The 21,047-nt window shown below is 70.0% G+C and carries 20 protein-coding genes, 2 pseudogenes and 3 riboswitches; of the genes and pseudogenes, 11 read left to right on the top strand and 11 right to left on the bottom strand.

Annotation, left to right across the window (positions count from 1 at the left end; all coding sequences use genetic code 11):
• Positions 1-5: 5 nt before the first annotated feature.
• Positions 6-227 carry a CbtB domain-containing protein gene (locus ACNTMW_RS32760; RefSeq protein ID WP_426637933.1) on the bottom strand — a complete coding sequence of 74 codons (222 nt, stop codon included), beginning with the start codon at positions 225-227 and terminating at the stop codon, positions 6-8.
• A gap of 30 nt (positions 228-257) precedes the next feature.
• Positions 258-396, bottom strand: a riboswitch (cobalamin riboswitch).
• Between the two features lie 363 nt (positions 397-759).
• Here ACNTMW_RS32760 and ACNTMW_RS32755 point away from each other — a divergent pair.
• The 3 genes from ACNTMW_RS32755 to ACNTMW_RS32745 all read left to right on the top strand — a co-directional run bounded on the left by ACNTMW_RS32755 (position 760) and on the right by ACNTMW_RS32745 (position 2,767).
• Entirely contained in the window at positions 760-921 is a 162-nt protein-coding gene (locus ACNTMW_RS32755; protein ID WP_426637932.1) for a hypothetical protein, read from the top strand.
• Between the two features lie 9 nt (positions 922-930).
• The gene (locus ACNTMW_RS32750; protein ID WP_426637931.1) at positions 931-2,058 is read left to right on the top strand and encodes an FxsB family cyclophane-forming radical SAM/SPASM peptide maturase; all 1,128 of its coding nucleotides are present in this window, start codon (positions 931-933) and stop codon (positions 2,056-2,058) included.
• Between the two features lie 56 nt (positions 2,059-2,114).
• Positions 2,115-2,293: riboswitch (cobalamin riboswitch) on the top strand.
• Positions 2,294-2,332: 39 nt separating this feature from the next.
• Positions 2,333-2,767: a hypothetical protein gene (locus ACNTMW_RS32745; protein ID WP_426637930.1), complete on the top strand. Its 435-nt coding sequence runs from the start codon at positions 2,333-2,335 to the stop codon at positions 2,765-2,767.
• Here ACNTMW_RS32745 and ACNTMW_RS32740 read toward each other — a convergent pair.
• Positions 2,764-3,333 (bottom strand): histidine phosphatase family protein, encoded by a 570-nt coding sequence (locus ACNTMW_RS32740; protein ID WP_426637929.1) that lies wholly within the window; start codon positions 3,331-3,333, stop codon positions 2,764-2,766. The two genes, ACNTMW_RS32745 and ACNTMW_RS32740, sit on opposite strands and share 4 nt — an antisense overlap.
• A 666-nt stretch (positions 3,334-3,999) precedes the next feature.
• Positions 4,000-4,212: riboswitch (cobalamin riboswitch) on the top strand.
• Positions 4,213-4,340: 128 nt separating this feature from the next.
• On the opposite strand from ACNTMW_RS32740, the gene ACNTMW_RS32735 reads away from it, so the two are divergent.
• From ACNTMW_RS32735 to fecE, 5 genes and pseudogenes are all read left to right on the top strand, one after another.
• Complete coding sequence (locus tag ACNTMW_RS32735; RefSeq protein ID WP_426637928.1) at positions 4,341-6,701, top strand: ribonucleoside-diphosphate reductase subunit alpha; 2,361 nt, start codon at positions 4,341-4,343, stop codon at positions 6,699-6,701.
• Positions 6,702-6,745: 44 nt separating this feature from the next.
• Positions 6,746-7,741, top strand: a complete 996-nt coding sequence (locus ACNTMW_RS32730) for a ribonucleotide-diphosphate reductase subunit beta (protein ID WP_426637953.1) — start codon at positions 6,746-6,748, stop codon at positions 7,739-7,741.
• Between the two features lie 25 nt (positions 7,742-7,766).
• Complete coding sequence (locus ACNTMW_RS32725; RefSeq protein ID WP_426637927.1) at positions 7,767-8,075, top strand: hypothetical protein; 309 nt, start codon at positions 7,767-7,769, stop codon at positions 8,073-8,075.
• A 41-nt stretch (positions 8,076-8,116) separates the two neighbouring features.
• A pseudogene (locus ACNTMW_RS32720) lies at positions 8,117-8,326 on the top strand (transposase); the annotation flags it as partial.
• Positions 8,327-8,808: 482 nt separating this feature from the next.
• Positions 8,809-9,087: pseudogene (gene fecE / locus ACNTMW_RS32715) on the top strand (Fe(3+) dicitrate ABC transporter ATP-binding protein FecE); the annotation flags it as partial.
• A gap of 87 nt (positions 9,088-9,174) precedes the next feature.
• Here fecE and ACNTMW_RS32710 read toward each other — a convergent pair.
• Positions 9,175-11,439: a catalase gene (locus ACNTMW_RS32710; RefSeq protein ID WP_426637926.1), complete on the bottom strand. Its 2,265-nt coding sequence runs from the start codon at positions 11,437-11,439 to the stop codon at positions 9,175-9,177.
• Between the two features lie 178 nt (positions 11,440-11,617).
• On the opposite strand from ACNTMW_RS32710, the gene ACNTMW_RS32705 reads away from it, so the two are divergent.
• Positions 11,618-12,190, top strand: coding sequence for a Dps family protein (locus ACNTMW_RS32705; RefSeq protein WP_426637925.1), 573 nt, complete (start codon positions 11,618-11,620; stop codon positions 12,188-12,190).
• A 168-nt stretch (positions 12,191-12,358) separates the two neighbouring features.
• On the opposite strand, the gene ACNTMW_RS32700 is transcribed toward ACNTMW_RS32705, so the two are convergent.
• From ACNTMW_RS32700 to ACNTMW_RS32685, 4 genes are all read right to left on the bottom strand, one after another.
• Positions 12,359-12,898 (bottom strand): hypothetical protein, encoded by a 540-nt coding sequence (locus ACNTMW_RS32700; protein ID WP_426637924.1) that lies wholly within the window; start codon positions 12,896-12,898, stop codon positions 12,359-12,361.
• A 45-nt stretch (positions 12,899-12,943) separates the two neighbouring features.
• Positions 12,944-13,123, bottom strand: coding sequence for a hypothetical protein (locus ACNTMW_RS32695; RefSeq protein ID WP_426637923.1), 180 nt, complete (start codon positions 13,121-13,123; stop codon positions 12,944-12,946).
• 299 nt (positions 13,124-13,422) lie between these two features.
• Positions 13,423-14,274 (bottom strand): maleylpyruvate isomerase N-terminal domain-containing protein, encoded by an 852-nt coding sequence (locus ACNTMW_RS32690; RefSeq protein ID WP_426637922.1) that lies wholly within the window; start codon positions 14,272-14,274, stop codon positions 13,423-13,425.
• A 153-nt stretch (positions 14,275-14,427) separates the two neighbouring features.
• On the bottom strand, positions 14,428-15,117 hold the full coding sequence (locus tag ACNTMW_RS32685) for an IS6 family transposase (protein WP_426637952.1): 690 nt from the start codon (positions 15,115-15,117) through the stop codon (positions 14,428-14,430).
• A gap of 395 nt (positions 15,118-15,512) precedes the next feature.
• On the opposite strand from ACNTMW_RS32685, the gene ACNTMW_RS32680 reads away from it, so the two are divergent.
• Positions 15,513-16,550 (top strand): IS110 family RNA-guided transposase, encoded by a 1,038-nt coding sequence (locus ACNTMW_RS32680; RefSeq protein WP_426637921.1) that lies wholly within the window; start codon positions 15,513-15,515, stop codon positions 16,548-16,550.
• A 703-nt stretch (positions 16,551-17,253) separates the two neighbouring features.
• Here the strand turns inward: ACNTMW_RS32680 and ACNTMW_RS32675 are convergent.
• From ACNTMW_RS32675 to ACNTMW_RS32660, 4 genes are read right to left on the bottom strand one after another with little or no spacing between them, the layout of a single operon-like run.
• Complete coding sequence (locus ACNTMW_RS32675; protein WP_426637920.1) at positions 17,254-18,096, bottom strand: MBL fold metallo-hydrolase; 843 nt, start codon at positions 18,094-18,096, stop codon at positions 17,254-17,256.
• Between the two features lie 35 nt (positions 18,097-18,131).
• Complete coding sequence (locus tag ACNTMW_RS32670) at positions 18,132-19,025, bottom strand: alpha/beta fold hydrolase (protein WP_426637919.1); 894 nt, start codon at positions 19,023-19,025, stop codon at positions 18,132-18,134.
• Between the two features lie 48 nt (positions 19,026-19,073).
• A complete protein-coding gene (locus ACNTMW_RS32665) occupies positions 19,074-19,694 on the bottom strand; it encodes a heavy-metal-associated domain-containing protein (protein WP_426637918.1) in 621 nt (206 codons plus the stop codon).
• A 29-nt stretch (positions 19,695-19,723) separates the two neighbouring features.
• Complete coding sequence (locus ACNTMW_RS32660; RefSeq protein WP_426637917.1) at positions 19,724-20,461, bottom strand: DJ-1/PfpI family protein; 738 nt, start codon at positions 20,459-20,461, stop codon at positions 19,724-19,726.
• 183 nt (positions 20,462-20,644) lie between these two features.
• Between ACNTMW_RS32660 and ACNTMW_RS32655 the strand changes: the two genes are divergently transcribed.
• Positions 20,645-20,842, top strand: a complete 198-nt coding sequence (locus ACNTMW_RS32655; RefSeq protein WP_426637916.1) for a heavy-metal-associated domain-containing protein — start codon at positions 20,645-20,647, stop codon at positions 20,840-20,842.
• Positions 20,843-21,047 lie beyond the last annotated feature (205 nt).

Raw genomic sequence — 21,047 nt, 5'->3', positions numbered from 1 at the left:
TGCCGTCAGTGGCAGGGGAAGCCGAGCAGGTGCCGGCCGTCGTGGGTGAACTCGTGCACCCAGTGGCCGCCGATCAGGGAGGTGGCGCCCTGTTCGGCGCCGACGAAGTAGATCGCGAGCGCGGCCAGCAGCAGCCCGAAGACCGCCCAGGGCAGCAGCTGCCGCAGGGGGATCGGCGCCGGGACCGGTGTCGCGGCGGGGGTGGGTAGAGCGGTGGCCTCGGCCATGACGAACCTCCTTGGGATCACGCGTCCCGCTTGGTGGTGTCGACGACGGCTCGGGGTCTGACTCCCGGTGCACCTCGCAAGGCGGACCGGCCACAGTGGCGCGACCGCGCCGGATTCTCACCGGCTTCCCGCACCGTCACAACGGTTGACTGTCGACGCTACGGGCCGTAGCCAGCTGCCGTCAACTGTCGTACACGTCACCGGCGCGGCGGCCGAGGACAGCGCCCGTGCGCCGGTGCGCCGGTGCGATGGAAATCCGCAAGGCCGAACAGCCATGGCCGAGGCCGATGCCCCGCCCGGTGGCCGCCGTCGGCGAACGCCCGCGGCGCTTACCGATGTCGCACCGCAGCCGCGCGCACAGCGAGTGATCCGCGCGGACAACACCCGAGCGGCGTCACGTGCGACCTGAGCCAGGGTGGACCTTGTCCGGATGGAGGGATATGTCGGTACGCGCAACCGTGACGACAACGCACCGTGTCCGACCATAAACTCACAGCACTCGCGCCGATGCGGAAGTGAGGTAGCCGTTCCGATGGATACAACTCGACGCCTCGACCAGCCCGCGAACCCCTTCGACAGTGTGGTCCTCACCGAGGCCATGCGCCGCGCCCGGCGACGCCTCGCGACCGAACGCGCCGCCGACGGCGGACCCGGCTCGTACGCCTCGCGTCCGGACCACTGCACCGCGCCGTAGCCGGTCACGATGGCCGTCGCGCTGACCACGTTCATTCTCAAGGTGGCCAGCCGCTGCAATCTTGACTGCGACTACTGCTACGTCTACCACCACGCCGACCAGTCCTGGCGCCACCAGCCCCGGTTCATGCCGCTGCCGGTGGCGCAGGCGGCGGCCCGGCGCGTCGCCGAGCACGCCGATGCCCACGGCGTCGGGCATGTGCTGGTGGTGCTGCACGGAGGTGAGCCGACCCTGGCCGGGCGTGAGCGCATCGACGCGTACTGCACGCTGATCCGCCGCACGATCCCCGAGCCCATCCGGGTCGACTTCGCCATGCAGTCCAACGGCAGCCTGCTCACCTCGGACTGGCTGCCGGTCCTGCAGCAGCACCGGATCAGGGTCGGGATCAGCCTGGACGGGCCCCGCGCGGTCAACGACCGGCACCGCCGGGATGTCGCCGGCCGGTCCAGCTACGACGCCACCGTCGCGGGCATCGAGCTGCTGCGTGAGCACGCCCCGGATTGCTACGGCGGCCTGCTGTGCGTGGTCGACCTCGCCGCCGACCCGGTCGCCGTCTACCAGCACCTCGCCTCGTTCGACCCGCCGATGATCGATTTCAACCTGCCCGACGCGCACTGGGACAACCCGCCACCCCGCCCGCCCGGCGACACCGCCGGCTACGGGCGGTGGCTGGTCGGAGTGTTCGAGGCGTGGGCCGCCGGCGCGGCGTACCGGCACTCGATCCGGTTCTTCGACGACGTCATCGGCCTGTCACTGGGCGCGACCAAGTCCACCGAGGCCCTCGGCCTGGCCCCGGTGACCCTGGTCGTCATCGAGTCCAACGGCGCGCTCCAGGGCGTGGACACCCTCAAGACCACCTTCGCCGGCGCACCCGACCTCGGCCTGACCGTCACCGACGACGCCCTCGACCGGGCGCTGGCCGCTGCGCAGGTCGCCGACCGGCAACAGGGCGTCGCCGCACTGAGCCCGACCTGCCGGCGCTGCGACCTGGTGGGCGTGTGCGGCGGCGGCTACCTGCCCCACCGGTACGCCGGCCGTAACGGCTTCGCCAACCCCTCGGTCTACTGCGCCGACCTGCAGGTGGTCATCCGGCACATCCAGCGCCGGTGCGGCCTGAGCGCCGCGCCCCTCCGGTAGCAGGTTCGCGCCGCTGGGTGGCGCGGTAGTCGGGCTGCGCGTCGCGCCGGCCGCCGTTACAGTGCAGGAGTCGCGGTGATCGGGAAGCCGGTGCGAGTCCGGCGCGGTCCTCGCCACTGTGACCGGGGAGCCAACCCTGCTGTTCGTGCGCCACTGGGCCGTCACCGGCCTGGGAAGGCGTGGGGTTGCGCGACGATCCGGGAGCCAGGAGACCGGCCGCGACACCCATGTGCCCGATCGACCCCACGAGCGATGGGGGAAGGAGCCGCGCCCTGTGCTGCCAACCGCCGACGATTCGTCCACTTTGACGCCGACCGCTGCCCTCCCGGCCGCTGATTTCCAGGCCGGGATCGTGGTCTGCCGGGGCTGCTGCTGCGGCAGCGCCGCCAAGAACCCCGACGTCGACCACGCCGCCCGACTGACCCGGTTGGAGCGGTTCGCGACGCGACATCCGGCAGCCGCGACGGTACGCACCAGCGAGTGCCTGGGCCCGTGCGAGCACGCCGACGTGGTCGTGGTCCGGCCCTCACCCGCCGGCCGCGCATGCGGCGGCCGGCCGGTCTGGTTCGGCCTGGTCGACGAGTACGCGCTCGACCGGCTGCAGGCGTGGATCCTCGACGGCGGCCCGGGCCGCGTACCCGTCCCCGACGAGCTGCTGCTCCAGCAGATCGGCCGGCCGCGCACCCGGCCCGCCCCCGTCCGGACCTAGCCGATCGGCAGGCCCGTCGCGCGCAGCGTCCAGCGTCCCGGTCCGCCGGTCAGCACGGTCTGGCGCAGCGGCACCACGTCGACGCGCCAGAACGAGGCCGGGGGCGACGCGAGTACGCCGACGACGGCCGCGCGGATGACGCTCGGGTGGGTGACCGCGACGATCGTGCCGGTTACGGCCGGCAGCTCGTCCAGCCACTCGCGCGCCCGGGTGAGCAGTTCGACGACCGACTCCCCGCCGTGCGGAGCGGCGACGGGGTCGGTCAGCCACGCGGCGACCGCGTCCGGCGCGGCCGCCTCGACCTCGGCGAGGGTACGACCCGCCCACCGGCCCACGTCACCGTCGCGCAGCGCCGCAACGATCTCCGGTTCCAGACCGAGCGCGGCGGCGGTCTGCACGCAGCGGCGCGCCGGAGAGCTGTAGGCGGCCGCCACCCGCCGGAACACCCCGGTCGCCGCGGACGCGCCGGCCAGACCGCGCTCGTCGAGCGGCTCGTCGTCGGGAAATGCCGCCGCCCGCGTCGCCGCGGTCGGCGCGTGACTGACCAGCACCAGCCGGGTACCCACGTCCCGCCCTCCCTCCCACACCATGGACGTCTACCGCCACCAACGACGCGACCCACTCACTCCATGGGTAGCCACGACACAGCTCGAACGGCGGCGCACACCAACCACGGTGGACGTGACGAACGCGGCGCACCCGCGACCAAGCCGCAGCCTAGTCACACAGGTACGCCACTGGCCCACCCAACAGGACGATCTTGCCTGGGAATCGATTGGTTCTCGAACAAGATCAAACCAGGAACGTCCGGAGGGTCGGCACCGTCCAGCCAACCTGGCCAGCAACTCGGCGTGTCCAAAGACACGACCACGGACCTTGGGGCGCCGTGATCGCCACCCCCGCACCCGTCGAGAACGACCTGGTCGCCCCAACCACGCTCGTCCGCGCGCTCGTCGGCTGCGGCCGAGTGTCCACTTGCAAGCAGAACCCACTGACGGCACGCGGCCCGATCGGCGGCCGACTGCACGAGGTGCTCCTTCGACAAATCGTCCGGCACGAACGCCGACCGGCCCGAGCCGGCCCCCGCATGTTCGGATGCGCGCGGCCCCGTGACACGCAGGTCATGGTGTCGCTGGATCGACTCGGCCGTGAATCGGGTTCTTCGAGGCGGGGCCGCACGGACGACACGCCGATACGAGATGTTGTGTGTGACTTCGCGAGCGCACCCATATATGGTGTCGTCCGCAGCTGGTTCGGCCGTCCGTCAAGGCGGCCGTGGCAACAGGGAACCCGGTGGAAATCCGGGACTGCCCCGCAGCGGTGAGTGGGAACGACCGCCGTCAACGAAGCACTGGACCACACGGTCTGGGAAGCGACGGCCAGTAGGCGACCCTTCAGTGGTCACGCCCGCGAGTCCGAAGACCTGCCAGCGCGCCGCACGCCGACCGGTGTGCGGCGGTCGGCGGCCGCGCGGGACGGCCGACGCCACAGCCGGACCACGCGTGTCGCCGCGGGACCGGTGGCGTCCCCTCGCGCGCCCGACGACCGTCGGTGAGTGCCCGAGGAGGGGGACATGACGGTCACGCAAGACCAGACCACCGCGCCGGAGCGCCGGCACGTGATGCAGGTCCGCAAACGCAACGGCGACACCGAGCCGGTCGACGTCGGCAAGATCGTCCGAGCGGTCGAGCGGTGGGTCGCCGACCTGGACGAGGTGGACCCGCTGCGGGTCGCGACGAAGACGATCAGCGGCCTGTACGACGGGGCGAGCACCGCCGAGCTGGACAAGCTGTCGATCCAGACCGCCGCCGAGCTGATCGGCGAGGAACCGCAGTACTCGAAGCTGGCCGCCCGGCTGCTCGCCGCGTACGTCGACAAGGAGGTCCGCAACCAGGGTGTAGCGAGCTTCAGCCAGTCCATCCGGTACGCCCACGATCAGGGACTGATCGGTGACGAGACGGCCGCGTTCGTGGCGGGCAACGCCCGCAAGCTCGACGACGCGGTCGATCCGGCCGGGGATCTGCGCTTCGAGTACTTCGGTCTGCGCACGGTCACCGACCGGTACCTGCTGCACCATCCCGAGTCGCGGCTGGTGGTGGAGACGCCGCAGTACTGGCTGCTGCGGGTGGCGTGCGGTCTGTCGGCCGATCCCGGCGAGGCGATCGGCTTCTACCGGCTGATGTCGTCGGTGGCCTACCTGCCCAGCTCGCCGACGCTGTTCAACTCCGGCACCCGGCACACCCAGATGTCGTCGTGCTTTCTGGTCGACTCGCCGCGCGACGAGCTCGACTCCATCTACGAGCGGTACCACCAGGTGGCGCGGCTGTCGAAGTTCTCCGGCGGCATCGGCATCTCCTGGTCGCGGGTGCGCGGCCGCGGCGCGCTGATCCGCGGCACGAACGGCCGCTCGAACGGGATCGTGCCGTTCCTCAAGACCCTCGACGCCGGCGTGGCCGCGGTCAACCAGGGCGGCCGGCGCAAGGGCGCCGCCTGCGTCTACCTGGAGCCCTGGCACCCCGATGTCGAGGAGTTCCTGGAACTGCGCGACAACACCGGGGAGGAGTCCCGCCGCACGCACAACCTGAACCTGGCCCATTGGATCCCGGACGAGTTCATGCGCCGGGTCGAGGCCGACGCCGACTGGTCGCTGATCGACCCGTCCGACGCCCCCGACCTGCCCGATCTGTACGGCGAGGCGTTCGACGCCGCCTACCGGGTCGCGGAGAAGAAGGCCGTGCGCACCGTGAAGGCCCGGGACCTGTACGGGCGGATGATGCGCACCCTCGCGCAGACCGGCAACGGCTGGATGACGTTCAAGGACCCGTCCAACCGGCTGTCCAACCAGACCGGCGCCCCGGGCAACACCATCCACCTGTCCAACTTGTGCACCGAGATCCTCGAGGTCAACTCCGACGACGAGACCGCCGTGTGCAACCTCGGCTCGATCAACCTGGGCGCGCACGTCACCGCCGACGGCGTCGACTGGGAAAAACTAAGGGCAACGGTGCGCACCGCGGTCGTGTTCCTGGACCGGGTGATCGACATCAACTACTACCCGTCCGCGCAGGCCGCCGCATCGAACCCGCGCTGGCGGCCGGTCGGACTGGGCGTGATGGGGCTGCAGGACGTGTTCTTCACGCTGCGCCTGCCGTTCGACTCGGCCGAGGCGCGGGAGCTGTCCACCCGGGTGCAGGAGGAGATCTTCCTGACCGCGCTGGAGACCTCGGCCGGCCTGGCCGAGCGGTTCGGCCCACACCCGGCGTACCCGCAGACCCGCGCCGCGCAGGGTGTCCTGCACCCCGACCTGTGGGGCGCGCAGCCCGTCCAGACCGGACGCTGGGCCGCACTGCGCGCCCGGATCGCCGAGCACGGCCTGCGTAACTCGCTGCTGGTCGCCATCGCCCCCACGGCGACGATCGCCTCGATCGCCGGCTGCTACGAGTGCATCGAGCCGCAGGTGTCCAACCTGTTCAAGCGCGAGACCATGTCCGGGGAGTTCCTGCAGGTCAACAACTACCTGGTCCGCGAGCTGAAGGCGCGGGGACTGTGGACCGCGCAGGTCCGCGAGCAGATCAAACGCGCCGAGGGCTCCGTGCAGGGGATCGCCGACCTGCCCGAAGACGTGCGGAAGCTGTTCCGCACCGCCTGGGAGCTGCCGCAGCGGGCGCTGATCGACCTGGCCGCCGCCCGCGCGCCCTACGTCGACCAGTCCCAGTCGCTGAACCTGTTCCTGAGCGCGCCGACCATCGGCAAGCTCTCCTCGATGTACCTGCACGCCTGGAAGGCCGGGCTGAAGACCACCTACTACCTGCGGTCGCGCCCCGCGACCCGCATCCAGCAGGCCACCGTCGCGATCACCCCGGTCGCAGCCGCCGACACCGACGCGGTCGCCTGCTCCCTGGAAAACCCCGAGACCTGCGAGGCCTGCCAGTGAACACCGTTGCCGATCCCCGCACCGCCGAGTCCGCCACCCGACACATGCTGCTCGACCCCGGCATGGACCTGACCTTGCGGCCGATGCGCTACCCGCACTTCTTCGACCGGTACAAGGACGCGATCAAAAACACCTGGACGGTCGAGGAGGTCGACCTGCACTCCGACCTGCCCGACCTGGCCAGGCTCTCCCCCGCGGAGCGGCACCTGGTGTCCCGGCTAGTGGCGTTCTTCGCCACCGGCGACACCATTGTCGCCAACAACCTGGTACTCAACCTCTACCAGCACGTCAACTCCCCGGAGGGCCGGCTCTACCTGTCCCGGCAGCTGTTCGAGGAGGCCGTCCACGTCCAGTTCTACCTCAACCTGCTCGACACCTACGTCCCGGACGAGGCCGAGCGGTTCGCGGCGTTCGCCGCGGTGGAGAACATCCCGTCGATCGCCCGCAAGGCCGAGTTCTGTTTCCGCTGGATCGACTCCATCTTCGACCTGCGCGAGCTGCGCAGCCGCGACGACCGGCGGGCGTTCCTGCTCAACCTGATCTGCTTCGCCGCGTGCATCGAAGGCCTGTTCTTCTATGGCGCCTTCGCCTACGTGTACTTCCTGCGCTCCCGTGGGCTGCTGCACGGCCTCGCGTCCGGCACCAACTGGGTGTTCCGCGACGAGAGCATGCACATGGCGTTCGCGTTCGACGTGGTCGATGCCGTACGCGCCGAGGAACCGGACCTGTTCGACGAGCAGATGCAGCGGCAGGTCAAGGAGATGCTCGCCGAGGCGGTGGAGTGCGAGGTCCAGTTCGCCGCCGACCTGCTCGACCAGGGCATCTCCGGAATGTCGCTGGCCGACATGCGCGAATACCTGCAGCACGTCGCCGACCGCAGGCTCGCCATGCTCGGCATCCAACCCATGTACGGTAGCCGCAACCCGTTCGCGTTCATGGAACTACAGGACGTCCAGGAGCTGTCCAACTTCTTCGAACGCCGCGTCTCGGCATACCAGGTCGGGGTCACCGGCACCGTCAGCTTCGACGACGACTTCTGACTGGCCGGCGCTGCCGCCCGCCAGCGTGGGCGGCAGCGCCGGGTCCGCCCCGGCCGCACGGACGGGACGCCACATCAAGGGCATGCTCACCGGCCCGGTCACCATCCTGGCCTGGTCGTTCGTGCGCACCGACCAGGCCCTGTCTGACACCGCCGACCAGGTCGCGCTCGCCCTGCGCGACGAGTGCCACGACCTGGAGGCGACCGGGCTGCGCGTCATCCAGGTCGACGAACCGGCCCTGCGCGAGACGCTCCCGCTGCGCCGCGCCGACCAGGCCGTGTCTCGAAGTACGTTCGGCGTGTCGGTGATCGATAGAAGGCGAGGTCTCCGGTAGAGGGTTCATCGACTAAGAAGAACCTGAACACCGGAGACCTCGTGGCCACCATAGCGGTGACGAGGCGGTTCGGCCTCACCGACGCGCAGTGGGCGCGGTTGGAGCCGTTGCTGCCCGCGGGCAAGCGACCCGGTCGGCCGCCGCAATGGACAAGGCGGCAACTCATCGACGGCATCCGGTGGCGGGTGCGGGTGGATGCGCCGTGGCGGGACGTGCCGGCGTGTTACGGCTCCTGGCAGGCGGTGTACGGGCCGACCACCTGCCTTCGACCCCGAGACCTACAAGCGGCGTCATGCCGTGGAGTGCGGCATCAACCAGCTCAAACGCCACCGCGCCGTGGCCACCAGGTTCGACAAACTCGCCGTCCGCTACGAAGCCACCCTCCACGTCACCGCCATCAACGAATGGCTACACGCACGTCGAGATACGGCCTAGGGCCACGCCCCAACGGGACACCCCTTTGTCTGGATCAGAGATCCAGACAAAGGGGTGTCCATATCTCGGGGAAAGCCCAGGCTGCGGATCTCGGCACGGATCGGCGGTCGACCGCGCCGGCTCGGGTACCTCCACCGCCGGCGCACCAAATCCCGATGCCAGCGCAGCAGCGTTGCCGGCCACACGAACAACCCGCCCGCAACCGCGCCAGACCGGCCGGTACCGCCCGGTAGGCCCAATCAACCCACGGCGGCGCCACCTGCCGCCGCAGCACCGCCACCTCGTGCCGCAGCACCAGCAGTTCGACATCCTCGACCTGTGCGCCCGGCTGCACGCGGAGCAGGGCCGCACCCTGGTCGCCGTGCTGCACGACCTCAACCACGCGGCGCGGTACGCCACCCACCTGATCGCGATGCGCAGCGGGCGGGTGGTGGCCGAGGGCCCGCCCGCCGAGGTCGTCACGGCGGACTTGATCGAAGCGGTCTTCGGCCTGGCGTGCCGGGTGATCGACGACCCGGACACCGGCACTCCCCTGGTCGTGCCGGCGGCGAGGACCACCACCGGGGCAACCACGTGAGGGTCCACCACCTGGGCCTCCTACGGAATGTCGCGGGCTGCCCTCCGCCTGAAGCGGAGGGCAGCCCGGTGTCGGTTTGGGGTGCGCTCAGGCGACTGTCGCGGGGAACCGCTCCCAGACGCGGTGGGCGGCCATCAGCTTCTGTACGTCGGTGAAGACCTCCATCGCGGAGTCACCGGTGACGACGCCGGGCGTGCCGACGACCCCGGCCTGCGTCAGCACGGAGACGCCCGCGCCCCAGGCGCCGATCGCCTTGGCGTGCCGCCAGCACTCGTCGACAAGGAGCGCAACGCGCGGGTCCACGGTGGTGGCCGGGTCACCCGCGCCGGCTTTGGCGTCGCGGGCGGGAAGCGCGTCCGGTGCGGGTACCGGTGCGCAGGCCAGCAGCAGCGCGTCGAACTCGATCGACCGGCCGGTGGCGAAGGTCCGCTGCACCGGAAGGTCTCCCAGCATGCCGCCATGAGGAGCAATCAACAGGGGCACCATCCCGGCGGCGAACACCGCCTGGCGCAGCTCCCGGACACCGTCGAGGTCGGCCGCATGGTCGACGACGATGCCGACCATGCGGCCGTCGGCCGGCCATTGCCTGCCCACCTGGGACAGCGCGGGACTGGGCGCGACGTCCGCGAGCGGGACGGTCGGCTCCGGCGCGGGAAGCCCGAGCCCGGTAGCCACCTCCCGGCTCAGCACCGGGTCGATGTTGGCCAGGCACCGCAGCTGCCGCTCCTTGATCGCCTGCTCGTAGCACTTGCCCAGCTCGAAGGTGTACGCGCGAATGATGTGCTCCTGCTCAGAAGGCGACATGCTCAGCCAGAACAGGCGGGCCTGGCCGTAGTGGTCGTCGAAGGAGACCGGGTTCGCCCGAATCTTGGTCGCCTCGGCCACCGTCACGGGCACGTCGACGAACGCGCTCTCGCCGTCGCCGGCAACGAACGGGTTGCCGCCGTCGAGCGAGTTCGGCTTGTACGGCGCGACCCCGGCGTGGACGGCGTGCTGGTGGAAGCCGTCGCGCAGCATGTCGTTGACCGGAGCATGCGGGCGGTTGATCGGAATCTGCGCGAAGTTCGGCCCGCCCAGCCGCGTGATCTGGGTGTCGAGGTAGGAGAACAGCCGGGCCTGCAGCAGCGGGTCGTTGGTGACGTCGATACCCGGCGGCAGGTGGCCGGGGTGGAAGGCCACCTGCTCGACCTCGGCGAAGAAGTTCGTCGGCGTCCGGTTGAGCGTCATCGTCCCAACCGTCTGTACCGGCGCCAGCTCCTCCGGCACGATCTTCGTGGGGTCGAGCAGGTCGATGCCTTCGAAGGTCTCGTCCGGGGTGTCGGGGAAGACCTGGATTCCCAGCTCCCACTCGGGGAAGGCACCGGCCTCGATCGCGTCGTACAGGTCGCGGCGGTGGAAGTCGGGGTCCATACCGCCGAGCAGCTGCGCCTCCTCCCACGTCAGGGAGTGCACGCCGAGCTTGGGCTTCCAGTGGAACTTGGCCAGCACCGTCTCCCCGGCCTCGTTGACCAGCCGGAAGGTATGGATACCGAAGCCCTCCATCATCCGGTACGAGCGCGGGATGCCCCGGTCGGACATGTTCCACATCGTGTGGTGCTGCGCCTCGGTGTGCAGCGAGACGAAGTCCCAGAACGTGTCGTGCGCGCTCTGGGCCTGCGGGATCTCCCGGTCCGGGTGCGGCTTCCCGGCGTGGATGATGTCGGGGAACTTGATGCCGTCCTGGATGAAGAAGACCGGGATGTTGTTGCCGACGAGGTCGAAGGTGCCCTCGTCGGTGTAGAACTTCGTCGCGAAGCCGCGGGTGTCGCGGACCGTGTCGGCCGACCCGCGCGAGCCGAGGACGGTGGAGAACCGGACGAAGACGTCGGTCTTCTTCCCCTTCTTGAGGAAGCCGGCCTTGGTGACCCCCTCGGCCGTGCCGTAGGCCTCGAACACGCCGTGCGCTCCGGCGCCACGCGCGTGCACGACCCGCTCCGGGATCCGCTCGTGGTCGAAGTGCATGATCTTTTCGCGAAAGTGGTGGTCCTGCAGCAGGATCGGGCCGCGCGGCCCGGCCTTCAGCGAGTGGTCGGTGTCCCGCAGCCGCGCTCCCTGCGCGGTCGTGAGGTACGCACCCTGCTGCCCCTTCGCCGTGCTGGGCACGCCGGTGTCCGCGCCGGTCGGCGTGACGGTCGCGGGCGTGCCCTGCTCCTTCTTCGGCGGCAACGGGTCGTGCGGCGTCGTCGGCTCCTCCACCGTTGCCGGGGCGCTGCCCGGCGCACCGGGAACGTCCGGGGTCAGGACGTCGGCCACCTTCTCGGCGGCGGCCGCCACGACGTCCTTAACCGCCTTGGCGGGCTTGCTGGCATCCATCTCGACGAGTCCTCCACACCTCGGGTACAGCAGGTCTTCGCCGTACCCGAGGCGATAAACGGTGAAACGTCCAACTGTCTCGCTGAGCCTGACACTGCAGATCTTCGATGCGCGAGCATCCGTCATGCCGAGTACGGGAACGGGATTCCGGGGCCGAGGCCACGTCGACGGCTCACCGATGGCCACGCCGACCGGTCGGTCTTGGCACGGCATTTTGGTTATGCGGACCGCCGCCGGGAAGTCTTGCCAGCGCGGCAGATCCGACGCTGAAGGAGACCTCGCGATGTCGACAGTGAAGAGCCCTCTCTCGGAAGACGCGCGCAAGGCGACCGGCACCGCGTTGCAGGGGTCGCTGGTCGACCTCATCGATCTGCACCTGCTCGCCAAGCAGGCGCACTGGAACCTCCAGGGTCGAAATTTCCGATCGATCCACCTGCAGCTCGACGAGGTCGTGGACCTGGCGCGCGGGCATGCGGACACGGTCGCCGAGCGGGCCGTGGCGATCGGGGTCAACCCCGACGGCCGAGCGCGCACGGTGGCTGACAGCACAAAGGTCCGCCAGCTGGACGCCGGCTACCTGCATGACGACAAGGTGGTCGCCGCGATCACCGAGATTCTGGCCGAGATGAGCAAGCGTTTCCGTGAGCGTATCGAGACCACGGGTGAGACCGATCTGGTGACCCAGGACCTGTTGACCACGGTGGCGCAGGACCTGGAGAAACAGCACTGGATGTTCGAAGCCCAGCGCTGAACCGGGCGTGATCGCGTCGACCTTGGTCAGATGTGCCGGACGAACGATCACATTTATCTGAGCATGAACGCTCTTACTCGTTGTCGTGTCTGGCCTCACGCAGCCTGTCGCGTACTCGATCGGCCACCGCCAGCGCCGGCCCGAACGGGATGTTGGCGGCCGGTGTCATCAATGACGGATGCGGCCGGGTCGGCGCCAGTGCCTCCGCGGCGCGCACCACACCGGCGAGGGCTCGCATTCGCTCCTCGCCGACCGTCTGGCGCAGGCGGCCGAACTCGCAGCGCTCCTCCTGCGAGCGTGCGTGAGTACGGTCAACCGAAACCGGTTCACCTCGTGGTCGAACGAGGCGTCCATGCCGGTTGCGTCGGCTAAGTTGACCAAACCCGCGAGCATCTGCTCGGCCTCACGCTTGCCGTCGCCCGTCGCTGTCAGCACGGCACGGAACAGGTCCTCGATGCGGGCGTGCTGCTCCAGCAGCAGGTCGATCACGTCCGCCTCGAGCGGTTCGTCGCGCCGGGGGCTCTGCTCAGCCACTGCGCACCTCCGCCGGCTCGCGCAGCTCGCGTACCGGGTGCGGGCCTCGGTCTCGATCCGGTACTCCCGGCCGAACTCGGCGCGGTGAGAGTCAATGACCCTCTCGCTGGGCGGCTTCTCGCCGCCGTGGATCCGGTTCTGGAACTCCTGGAACCGCTCATGCGCCTCCCGCACGTACCCCGCCCCAGCGTCGTCAGATCGATCTGCGTGGCCAGCAGTTCACGCAGGTACTCCTTGTTCGGCTCGAACGTAGACCTGCAGGTAACCCACGATGCCAGGGTTTTGACACCGCACAAGCAGCTCGGCCTGCTGGCGGCGTTGCTCGAGGAGCATCGACGCGAGCCGGTCGGCGCCGATGTGGCGGCCCAGCACGACGAACAGCAACAGCGGCATCCGCATGGTGGCACTGTCGGGCCCGCCGGCGGCCCAGTCGGAGAACGCCTGCCGTCCGGCATCCGTGATCGTGTACGGCCGGGCGTCGCGCCGCCCCCACGGGTCCGGGCGCGACCAGGCCGTGCTCAGTCATGTAGGACAGCTCCCGATAGGCCTGGCTACGAGTCAGCGACCAGAATGGCCCGATGGTCTGCTCCGCTCGGGCAACCAGATCCCGGCCGGTCTGCGGGCCGTCGTGCAGGAAGCCCAGCAACGATTCAGCGGTTGAGTTGATGTTGACCTCGCTCACCGGAGCACCCGGCCGGTCACGGGTTCAGGAACAGGCTGCGAAACCGCAGCCCGAGCCAGGGCCGACGACCGTAGGAGATCACCTGGCCAGTGGTGAGCGCGCGCCACACCGACATCCGGTTGAATCCGATAAGCAGCGCAGCGCCCGCGGACAGGGATACCACACAGTCGACCTGGCGTTCGGTGGACGGGGCGGGCGCGCTGCGCGCGGCCCCGTCGGACATGTGCAGCACGAAGCTTCGCCCGCCACGGATACGAAGCTCGAACGTGGCGGTGAGCCCGCGGGTGGCCTCCGGGTCGACCAGCAACGGCAGCATCTCGGACATAACCGTCGGCGCGGCGCAGACGGCCGCGGCGTCCGGCACCCGGGGATCGCCGCCCAGAGCAAGAGCGAGGTCGCGGCCGTGCACGAGGGTTTCACTCACGCCGATCGCCCCAAGCGTGGCGACATAGCGCGTGACGCCAGGACCGTACCAGGGCGCGGGTCGGGCCACCTCCAAGTCCGGGCTCGCCGACAGCGCGTCGGCCAACTCCGACGCGCCCGCCGCAAGCGCGTAGGCCGCGTCCGACGGCTTGTCGAAGTTGACCTCTTCGACCATCCGCGCGTTCGTCGCGGCCAGCACTTCGGGCAGGGTGTCGCCGTCGCCGATCGCGCTTTCGAACTCGGGCCCGAACGGCTCCCCGCGCACCGTGCCGGCGAATGCTCGGTAGACCACGCACAGGTGCCCAGCGAGCTGGCCGGCGGTCCAGGCGAGCCCGGGCACCGCGGCGTTGAGCCGCTCGGCGCGCCGCACCATCGTGACGACCCGGCGGCTCTCGCGCCGCAAGGTGTCGACGAGCACGTCCCGATCCGGGGCCGCAGTCATCATGGCGAGCAGTCTGGCGGCACCGCGCGTCTGCCGCAAGACCTGTCTGCATGGATCGTCATGACCGAGCGCATAGGTATATGAGACTGCCCCGAGTTCAGTGGCGCCGTTGCGTTGTGGGATCGGCGGACGCATTGAACCCGGGTCGGTCCGAGGTCAGATCGCCAGCGCGAGTTCGGCAAACGCAGCGGCGACCCGCGTCATCGGCGGGGCGTCGACGGCGAGTTCGTAGTGGCCACGTCGAAGGTTCTGCATGAAGGCGTGTCCGGCGATGATCACTTGTGCTGTCTTATCGGTCCGTAGCCCGCGCATCGGTCTCAGTCGGTGTTTGAGCCGACCGTGGTCAGCCTCGATCGGATTGTTGGCGTACTGCTCCACGTGGTGCCACGCCGACGGGATCAACTCGTCCAGGACGCCGGGGTAGACCGCTGCTGCGTCGGTGACCACCTCACGGGGTGTCACCTTCAACGCCGATAGCGCTCGTCGGAAGAACCGCCGGGCCGCGTCGGCGTCCCAGCGCGCCGAGACCAGCACATCGATGACCTTCCCGTACTGGTCGACCGCCCGGTAGACGTAGCGCCAGACTCCGTTGACCTTCACGTAGGTCTCATCGACGTGCCACCTATCACCTGGCGAGTGGCGGGTGAAACGAGCGGCGTCGGCCAGCAGCGGGGTGAACCGCTGCACCCACCGGTAAACGGTGACGTGGTCGACCTCGACGCCGCGCTCGACCAGTAGCTCTTCAACGTCGCGATAGGACAGATTGAACCGCAGGTACCAGCGCACCGCGACGACGATCACCTCGGGTGGGAACCGGAAGCCGTCGAACGCCGACTTCGGCGGCAGCCACGGGCGAGGACGGGTCGACAGCTTCACCTGTCAAGCCTGCCTCGATCTTGTCAACGCTCAACGCAACTGTGAGTGTGGTCGATGCCTCTGCAAGGGTGGGGGCGTGCTCTCCCGGCGACGGTCTGACCCGCAACGCAACTGGCCTGGATGCCTTCGCTCCGACCTGTCGACCGCCGGCCGGGACAGTGCATGCTGCCGCCGGACCGGCGGGCGTGTCCCGATAGGGGCCTTGCCGCTACAAGGCACCATCACAGTTCTGACCGCCTCGCCCGGCCCGACGACGGCCATCCGTACCCGAGTCGGTCAGGAGACGAACAACCATGACCAGAATGCCGCAGACCAAGCCGGCACCGCAGCACCACCCCCACGTAGAACAGCCGGACGCCGAGCAGGTGGTCCTGGGCGTGGACAGCCATCAGGGCACCCATGTCGCCGCGGTGATCACCAACCTCGGTGCGCCGGTCGCCGAGCGAGCGTTCCCCGCGACCGCCGTCGGCTACCGGAAACTGCTGGCCTGGGCACGCGGATTCGGACGCCTGCGACGGGCCGGAGTGGAGGGCACCGGCTGTTACGGCGCGGCGCTGGCCCGCTACCTACGCACCCAGGGCATCACCATCATCGAGGTCAACCGGCCCGACCGGGCCGCCCGACGTCGACGCGGCAAGACCGATGCCATCGATGCGCAGGCCGCCGCCTACGCGGTGCTGTCCGGTCGGGCCACCACCATCGCCAAGACCGGCGACGGGCCGGTGGAGATGACCCGCATGTTCAAGCTGGCCAAGGCCTCCGCGGTCAAGTCCCGCACCCAGGCAATCAACCAGCTCAAAGCCGTCCTCGTGTCAGCCGACCCGCTGCTGCGGCAATCACTGTCAGGGCTCGGGCGTATGACCCTCATTCGCCGCTGCGTCACGCTGCCCACCGTCGAACCCGTTGACGCTGCCACCGCCGCCGTCTACACCCTGCGCCAGCTCGCCCAGCGCATCCTCAACCTCACCGACGAGATCCGCGATTTGGATCAACGCCTCACCGACGTCATTACCGCGCACGCCCCACAGCTGCTCCAACGCCACGGTGTCGGCCCCGACAGTGCCGCCGCCCTGCTCATCGCCGCCGGCGACAACCCCGACCGACTAGCCGGCGAAGCCTCGTTCGCCGCGCTGTGCGGGGTGAGCCCCATCGAGATGTCGTCGGGGAAGACCGAGCGCCACCGCCTCAACCGCGGCGGCGATCGGCACGCCAACGCCGCCCTCTACCGCATCGTGCTGACCCGGCTGCGCTGCGATCCCCGCACCCACGCCTACATCGAGCGGCGTACCGCCGAAGGAAAGACGCGCCGGGAGATCATCCGCTGCCTGAAACGCTACGTCGCCCGCGAGATTTACAACCTTCTGCAACCACCGGGCACAACGCCAGCCAGCTCACAGGCTTGACAAACATAGGGGCGTCGGAGCGGAATCAAAGTACCGAGGATGAACGCGATCATGAAACGCTGGGTGCGGACCTGCCGATCCGAACTCCTCGACCGAACCCTAATCGTCAACCGGGCCCACCTTCTCCGCGCTCCGCGAGTACGAAACGTTCTACAACGAACACCGGCCCCACCGGGCGCTCCACGCCGCGGCACCCCTACGCCCGCTGCCCCAACCGATCGCCAAACCAGGCCGAATCAACCACCTCGACGTCCGACGACGCGACCGCCTCGGCGGCATCCTCCACGAATACCAGCACGCCGCCTGACCTGCCCGGACGACATTTTCGGCACCTACAAGGTGCTGCAGCCGAGCGGGGTCGGCGACGAGTGATGGTTGCTGTTCCACGACGCCCATCACGTGTGGGGCGGCCTTGTCCTCAGGCGCGGCCCTGTTGCCGGCCCGTTCGACCCGGTCGACGCGGCGGTGTGACGGCACGCGTTCGGGCCGGGAGCGTCGGCGCGGAGGCTAGCGCGCGGGTGCGGACCCGCTCGGCGGGGGTGACACCGCGTGCCTGACGGCTGGACGCGGACGGGGGTAGCCGTCCTCATCGAACCGGGCCGGCCCGGCGATGTCGCCTCAGTCCTGTTCGGTGCCGCCCGTACCGACGTGCGGTCGTGGATGGCGCCGGGTGCGGGCGTGGCCCGAGGGCAGCGGGCTCGTCTCAGGTCCGCTCGGCGGTCCGGGTGTAGCGGGCCAGCTCGACCTCGTCGTGGGCGCAGAAGACCTCGACCCGGTCACCGTGCGCGGCGCGCAACTCGCGTAGCCGCGCCTGATTGGCCCGCCGCGCCCGGCCGTCGATCTGAACCATGGTCTGGAACAGCCCGAGGAACGGCGTCGACGCCGGCCGGACCGGGTCGGCCTCGCCGTGGAAGAAGTACGCATCGCCGGCGTGCAACAGCCACCGGTCACCGGTGTCGATGGCGACCCCGGTGTGCCCGCGGCTGTGCCCGGCGAGGGGTACCAGCAGGATCTCCGGCGGCAGTCCCCGCAGTTGGCGCACCGCGTCGAAGCCGAACCACTTCTCGCCGTCGGCGCTGGGGTACGTCGCCCAGTTGGGGCCGTGCGCCCAGTGGTTGGGGCGGTACCGGCGCTGCTCGCCGGCGCTCTCCCGGCGCAGCGCCGCCTCGTACTCGGTGGCGTGGACGTGCACCGTCGCCCACGGGAAGTCGCCGAGCCCGCCGGCGTGGTCGAGGTCGAGGTGGGTGAGCACGATGTGCCGCACGTCCTCCGGCCGGTAGCCGAGGGCGGCGACCTGGGCCACCGCGGTCTCGTTCATGTCCAGCCGCGGCCGGGTCGTACGGAGAAACCGCGCGCCGAGCGAGGCGGCCGGGTCCCGGACGTCGGCGGTGCCGAACCCGCTGTCGACCAGTACCAGACCGTCATCGGTCTCGACGAGCAGGCAGTGGCAGACCATGCGGCCGGCTTCGAACAGCCCGCCGGTGCCGTTGACCAGCCGCCGGCTGGGCGGGCACATCGTGGCGCAGTTGAGGTGGTGGATACGCATGGAAGGCTCCTCACACGATCGTGGACGCGGTCGTTTCAGGTGGAGACGAAATCCAGCACCTCGGCGACCACCGCTGGGTCGCGCAGGATTCGGCGATGACCCAGGCCGGAGGTTACCCGCAGCCGGGAGCCCGGCCAGGCGGCGGCGATCGCTTCGCCGTCGGCGACCGGCGTCGACGCATCGTCGCGATCGTGGACGACCAGCGTGGGCGGTACGGCGACCGTACGGCCGAGATCCGGCACGTCGAAGTGGTGCATGGGGGCGCCGATGCGGTGTCCGATCCGCACCTGTAGTCGCCGGAGGGTTCGCTCCCCGAAGCCGAGCACGTCGGCGAGCTGGCGTAGGTGCGCCACCGGGCTGGCCATGGGGGCGATCAGGGCGACTCGCCGCACCGGCAGTCCGTCGCGCAGGGCCGCCGCCGTAGCGGTGCCGCCCATGGAGTGCGCGATGACGGCGTGAGCCGGCCCGAAGGTCGCCGCGACCGCTGCCAGGGCCCCGGCGAACTCCGGGATCGACGACGATCGGGGGCCGAAGACCCCCGGAGCGGACCGGCCGTGGCTGGGCATGTCGAACGCCACGGCCCGGTACCCCAGGGAAACCAGCGCCGGGACGAACGCGGCGAGCTGTCCGGCGTACCCGCCCCAGCCGTGTACCAGGTAGACCGGTGGCCCTTCGCCCCAGGACTCACCGATCACCTGATGGCCGTCGACGGCGATGGTGAAGGGCTCCGGCGGCATCGGCGGAACGGCTCGCGGTGCGCGCTCCTGCTTCGGCCGGGGAAGCGTGGACCAGATCTGCTCGGCCCATCGCGCGCCCAGCCCGGGTGCGGTGTGTTCGAGGACCCGGAACGTGGCGCGTACCGGCCACGGCGCGGAGAACAAGCGAACGGTCGCGCCTTTGGACTGACGCACGTCGGTCGCGGCTGACATGACGGTGAGCCCTCTCTGACAGTCGGATTCGGTGACGCGGCCGCCGGCTCAGTGCGCGTGCCCGTGGTGGCCGGTGTACTCGTCGCGGCGCCACATCATCGCGACGGCCATCAACGGGAGCATCAGCACGTGGCCCCACATCATGACGCCGTGCCCGGACAGCAGGCCCGCCCAGTACGGGACGAACAGCACCAGGAACGGCACGTACATGGCAGCGCCCATCTCGGCGATGCTCGCCCAGCCGTGCTTGCGGTAGCGCATCCACAGCGACATCCCGAGCGTCATGGTGGTGGCCATCACCAGCGAGCTCACCTCGGTACCGTCGAACAGGTCCGGAACGCCGAGCAGCGACAGGGCCACGTTGACGGCGGCGCCGAACACGACCATCCCGACGACCATCGACACCATCATCTCCAGGTAGTGCCGCACGAACGGCCACCACGAGCCGCTCCGGGAGCGGGCCGGTTCGCCGAGGACGAAGCCGGCCCGCTGCACCGCGGCGTGCACCGCGCCTGCGTCGATGGGGCTGACGCTGGTGACGGTGACCCTGCCGGTGGCGGCGTCGGCCTGGACGCGGCTGACGCCCGGTAACCTGCCTACCTCCGCGCGGACGTGGTCGGCGCAGTCGGGGCTGGTCATGCCGTTGACGAGGTGGGTGGTGACGGGCATGTCGGGTTCCTTTCCGGAATACGCGGGGGTCAGGACAGGACCAGGGCCGGGTTGGCCCGGAGCATGGCGGCGATCTCGGCGGGGGCCGTGTCCGGGGAGCCGGCGGTGTAGGGCGGCTGCGGGTCGTACTCGATGCCCAGTTGAATCATCTGGGCCGTGGCGTCGCCGGCGATCCGCCCGGCGAGAGTGAGTGCCATGTCGATGCCGGAGGAGACGCCGGCGGCGGTGACGTACTTGCCGTCGAACACCACCCGGTCGCCGGTGGGCATCGCGCCCAGCGCCAGTAGCTGTTCGAGGGCGAGCCAGTGCGACGCGGCCCGCCGGCCGGTGAGCAGGCCCACTGCGGCCAGGATCAGCGAGCCGGTGCACACCGAGGTGGTCCAGGTCGTGGTCTTGTCCACGGCGCGCAGCCATTCGTGGATCGGGCCGTCGGCCATATGCGCCTGTTGGCCGGGTCCGCCGGGCACCACGACGATGTCCGGTCGGGTGACTTCGCCGAGGGTGGCCTGGGCCGGCAGCGCGAGGCTGCCGAGGTCGGTACGCACCGGGCCGACGCGCTCGCCGACGAAGACGGTTTCGGCACCGGGCAGGCGGGTGAGCACTTCGTTGGGGCCGATCGCGTCGAGCGCGGTGAACCGGTCGAAGAGCAGGATGGCGATCTGCACGGGGTTCACGTCCTTTCGGTTGATGAGCTGACGTCGGCGGGCGTCGACGGCGAAGGTGATGGTGATGACGCGACCACCGGGCGCGGGCTGCGGTGACGACAAGGTCCCAGCTGTGGCTGTCGGGCCGCTGCCTGTTCGCTGTCCGGGCCGTCGTCTGCGGCGCCAGCACGGACAGCGGGGCCGAATCCCGGGGACAGGCGGCGGACAGCGCGCCGGCGCAGGCTGCTGTCATCCGCGGCGAGCCGGATCTGGTGCGGCTCGCTATCACCGGCAAGGAGAAATCTGATGAACCAGCTCGTACTGTCCGTGCCGACCATCAGCTGCGGCCACTGCGCCAACGCCATCTCCAGTGAGGTCGGCGAGGTTCCCGGCGTCACTGGCGTGGACGTCGACATCGAAGCCAAGACCGTGACGGTGACCGGCGCCGCCGACCCGGCCGCCGTCCGGTCGGCCATCGCCGAAGCCGGCTACCAGGTCGCCTGATTCCGGACCCATGGAAGGAGGAGCCGAGCGATGAGCACGACACTCGACCCATTGGTCATCGGCAGCGGGCAGGCCGGGTGAGCTGTGTCAAGGATCTTGGACAGGTCCTCGTGGGTTTGCTGGTCAGGCGGCGATGCGGATCTGGTAGTCGGTGAGGGCTTCGGCTGGGGTGCGGTAGTCGAGCGCAGAGTGCAGCCGCTGCCGG

The organism is Planosporangium spinosum, from assembly GCF_049999945.1.
GTDB lineage: Bacteria > Actinomycetota > Actinomycetes > Mycobacteriales > Micromonosporaceae > Planosporangium > Planosporangium spinosum.
The sequence above is the reverse complement of the archived record's forward strand: the minus strand, read 5'-3'. Positions and strand labels throughout refer to the sequence as shown.

What these genes read in the sequence shown, in the direction of transcription:
- ACNTMW_RS32760 (WP_426637933.1), bottom strand. Translation starts at nt 227, where the DNA reads ATGGCCGAGGCCACCGCTCTACCCACCCCCGCCGCGACACCGGTCCCG.
- ACNTMW_RS32755 (WP_426637932.1), top strand. Translation starts at nt 760, where the DNA reads ATGGATACAACTCGACGCCTCGACCAGCCCGCGAACCCCTTCGACAGT.
- ACNTMW_RS32750 (WP_426637931.1), top strand. Translation starts at nt 931, where the DNA reads ATGGCCGTCGCGCTGACCACGTTCATTCTCAAGGTGGCCAGCCGCTGC.
- ACNTMW_RS32735 (WP_426637928.1), top strand. Translation starts at nt 4,341, where the DNA reads ATGACGGTCACGCAAGACCAGACCACCGCGCCGGAGCGCCGGCACGTG.
- ACNTMW_RS32730 (WP_426637953.1), top strand. Translation starts at nt 6,746, where the DNA reads ATGCTGCTCGACCCCGGCATGGACCTGACCTTGCGGCCGATGCGCTAC.
- ACNTMW_RS32710 (WP_426637926.1), bottom strand. Translation starts at nt 11,439, where the DNA reads ATGGATGCCAGCAAGCCCGCCAAGGCGGTTAAGGACGTCGTGGCGGCC.
- ACNTMW_RS32705 (WP_426637925.1), top strand. Translation starts at nt 11,618, where the DNA reads ATGGCCACGCCGACCGGTCGGTCTTGGCACGGCATTTTGGTTATGCGG.
- ACNTMW_RS32695 (WP_426637923.1), bottom strand. Translation starts at nt 13,123, where the DNA reads ATGCGGATGCCGCTGTTGCTGTTCGTCGTGCTGGGCCGCCACATCGGC.
- ACNTMW_RS32690 (WP_426637922.1), bottom strand. Translation starts at nt 14,274, where the DNA reads ATGATGACTGCGGCCCCGGATCGGGACGTGCTCGTCGACACCTTGCGG.
- ACNTMW_RS32675 (WP_426637920.1), bottom strand. Translation starts at nt 18,096, where the DNA reads ATGCGTATCCACCACCTCAACTGCGCCACGATGTGCCCGCCCAGCCGG.
- ACNTMW_RS32670 (WP_426637919.1), bottom strand. Translation starts at nt 19,025, where the DNA reads ATGTCAGCCGCGACCGACGTGCGTCAGTCCAAAGGCGCGACCGTTCGC.
- ACNTMW_RS32665 (WP_426637918.1), bottom strand. Translation starts at nt 19,694, where the DNA reads ATGCCCGTCACCACCCACCTCGTCAACGGCATGACCAGCCCCGACTGC.
- ACNTMW_RS32655 (WP_426637916.1), top strand. Translation starts at nt 20,645, where the DNA reads ATGAACCAGCTCGTACTGTCCGTGCCGACCATCAGCTGCGGCCACTGC.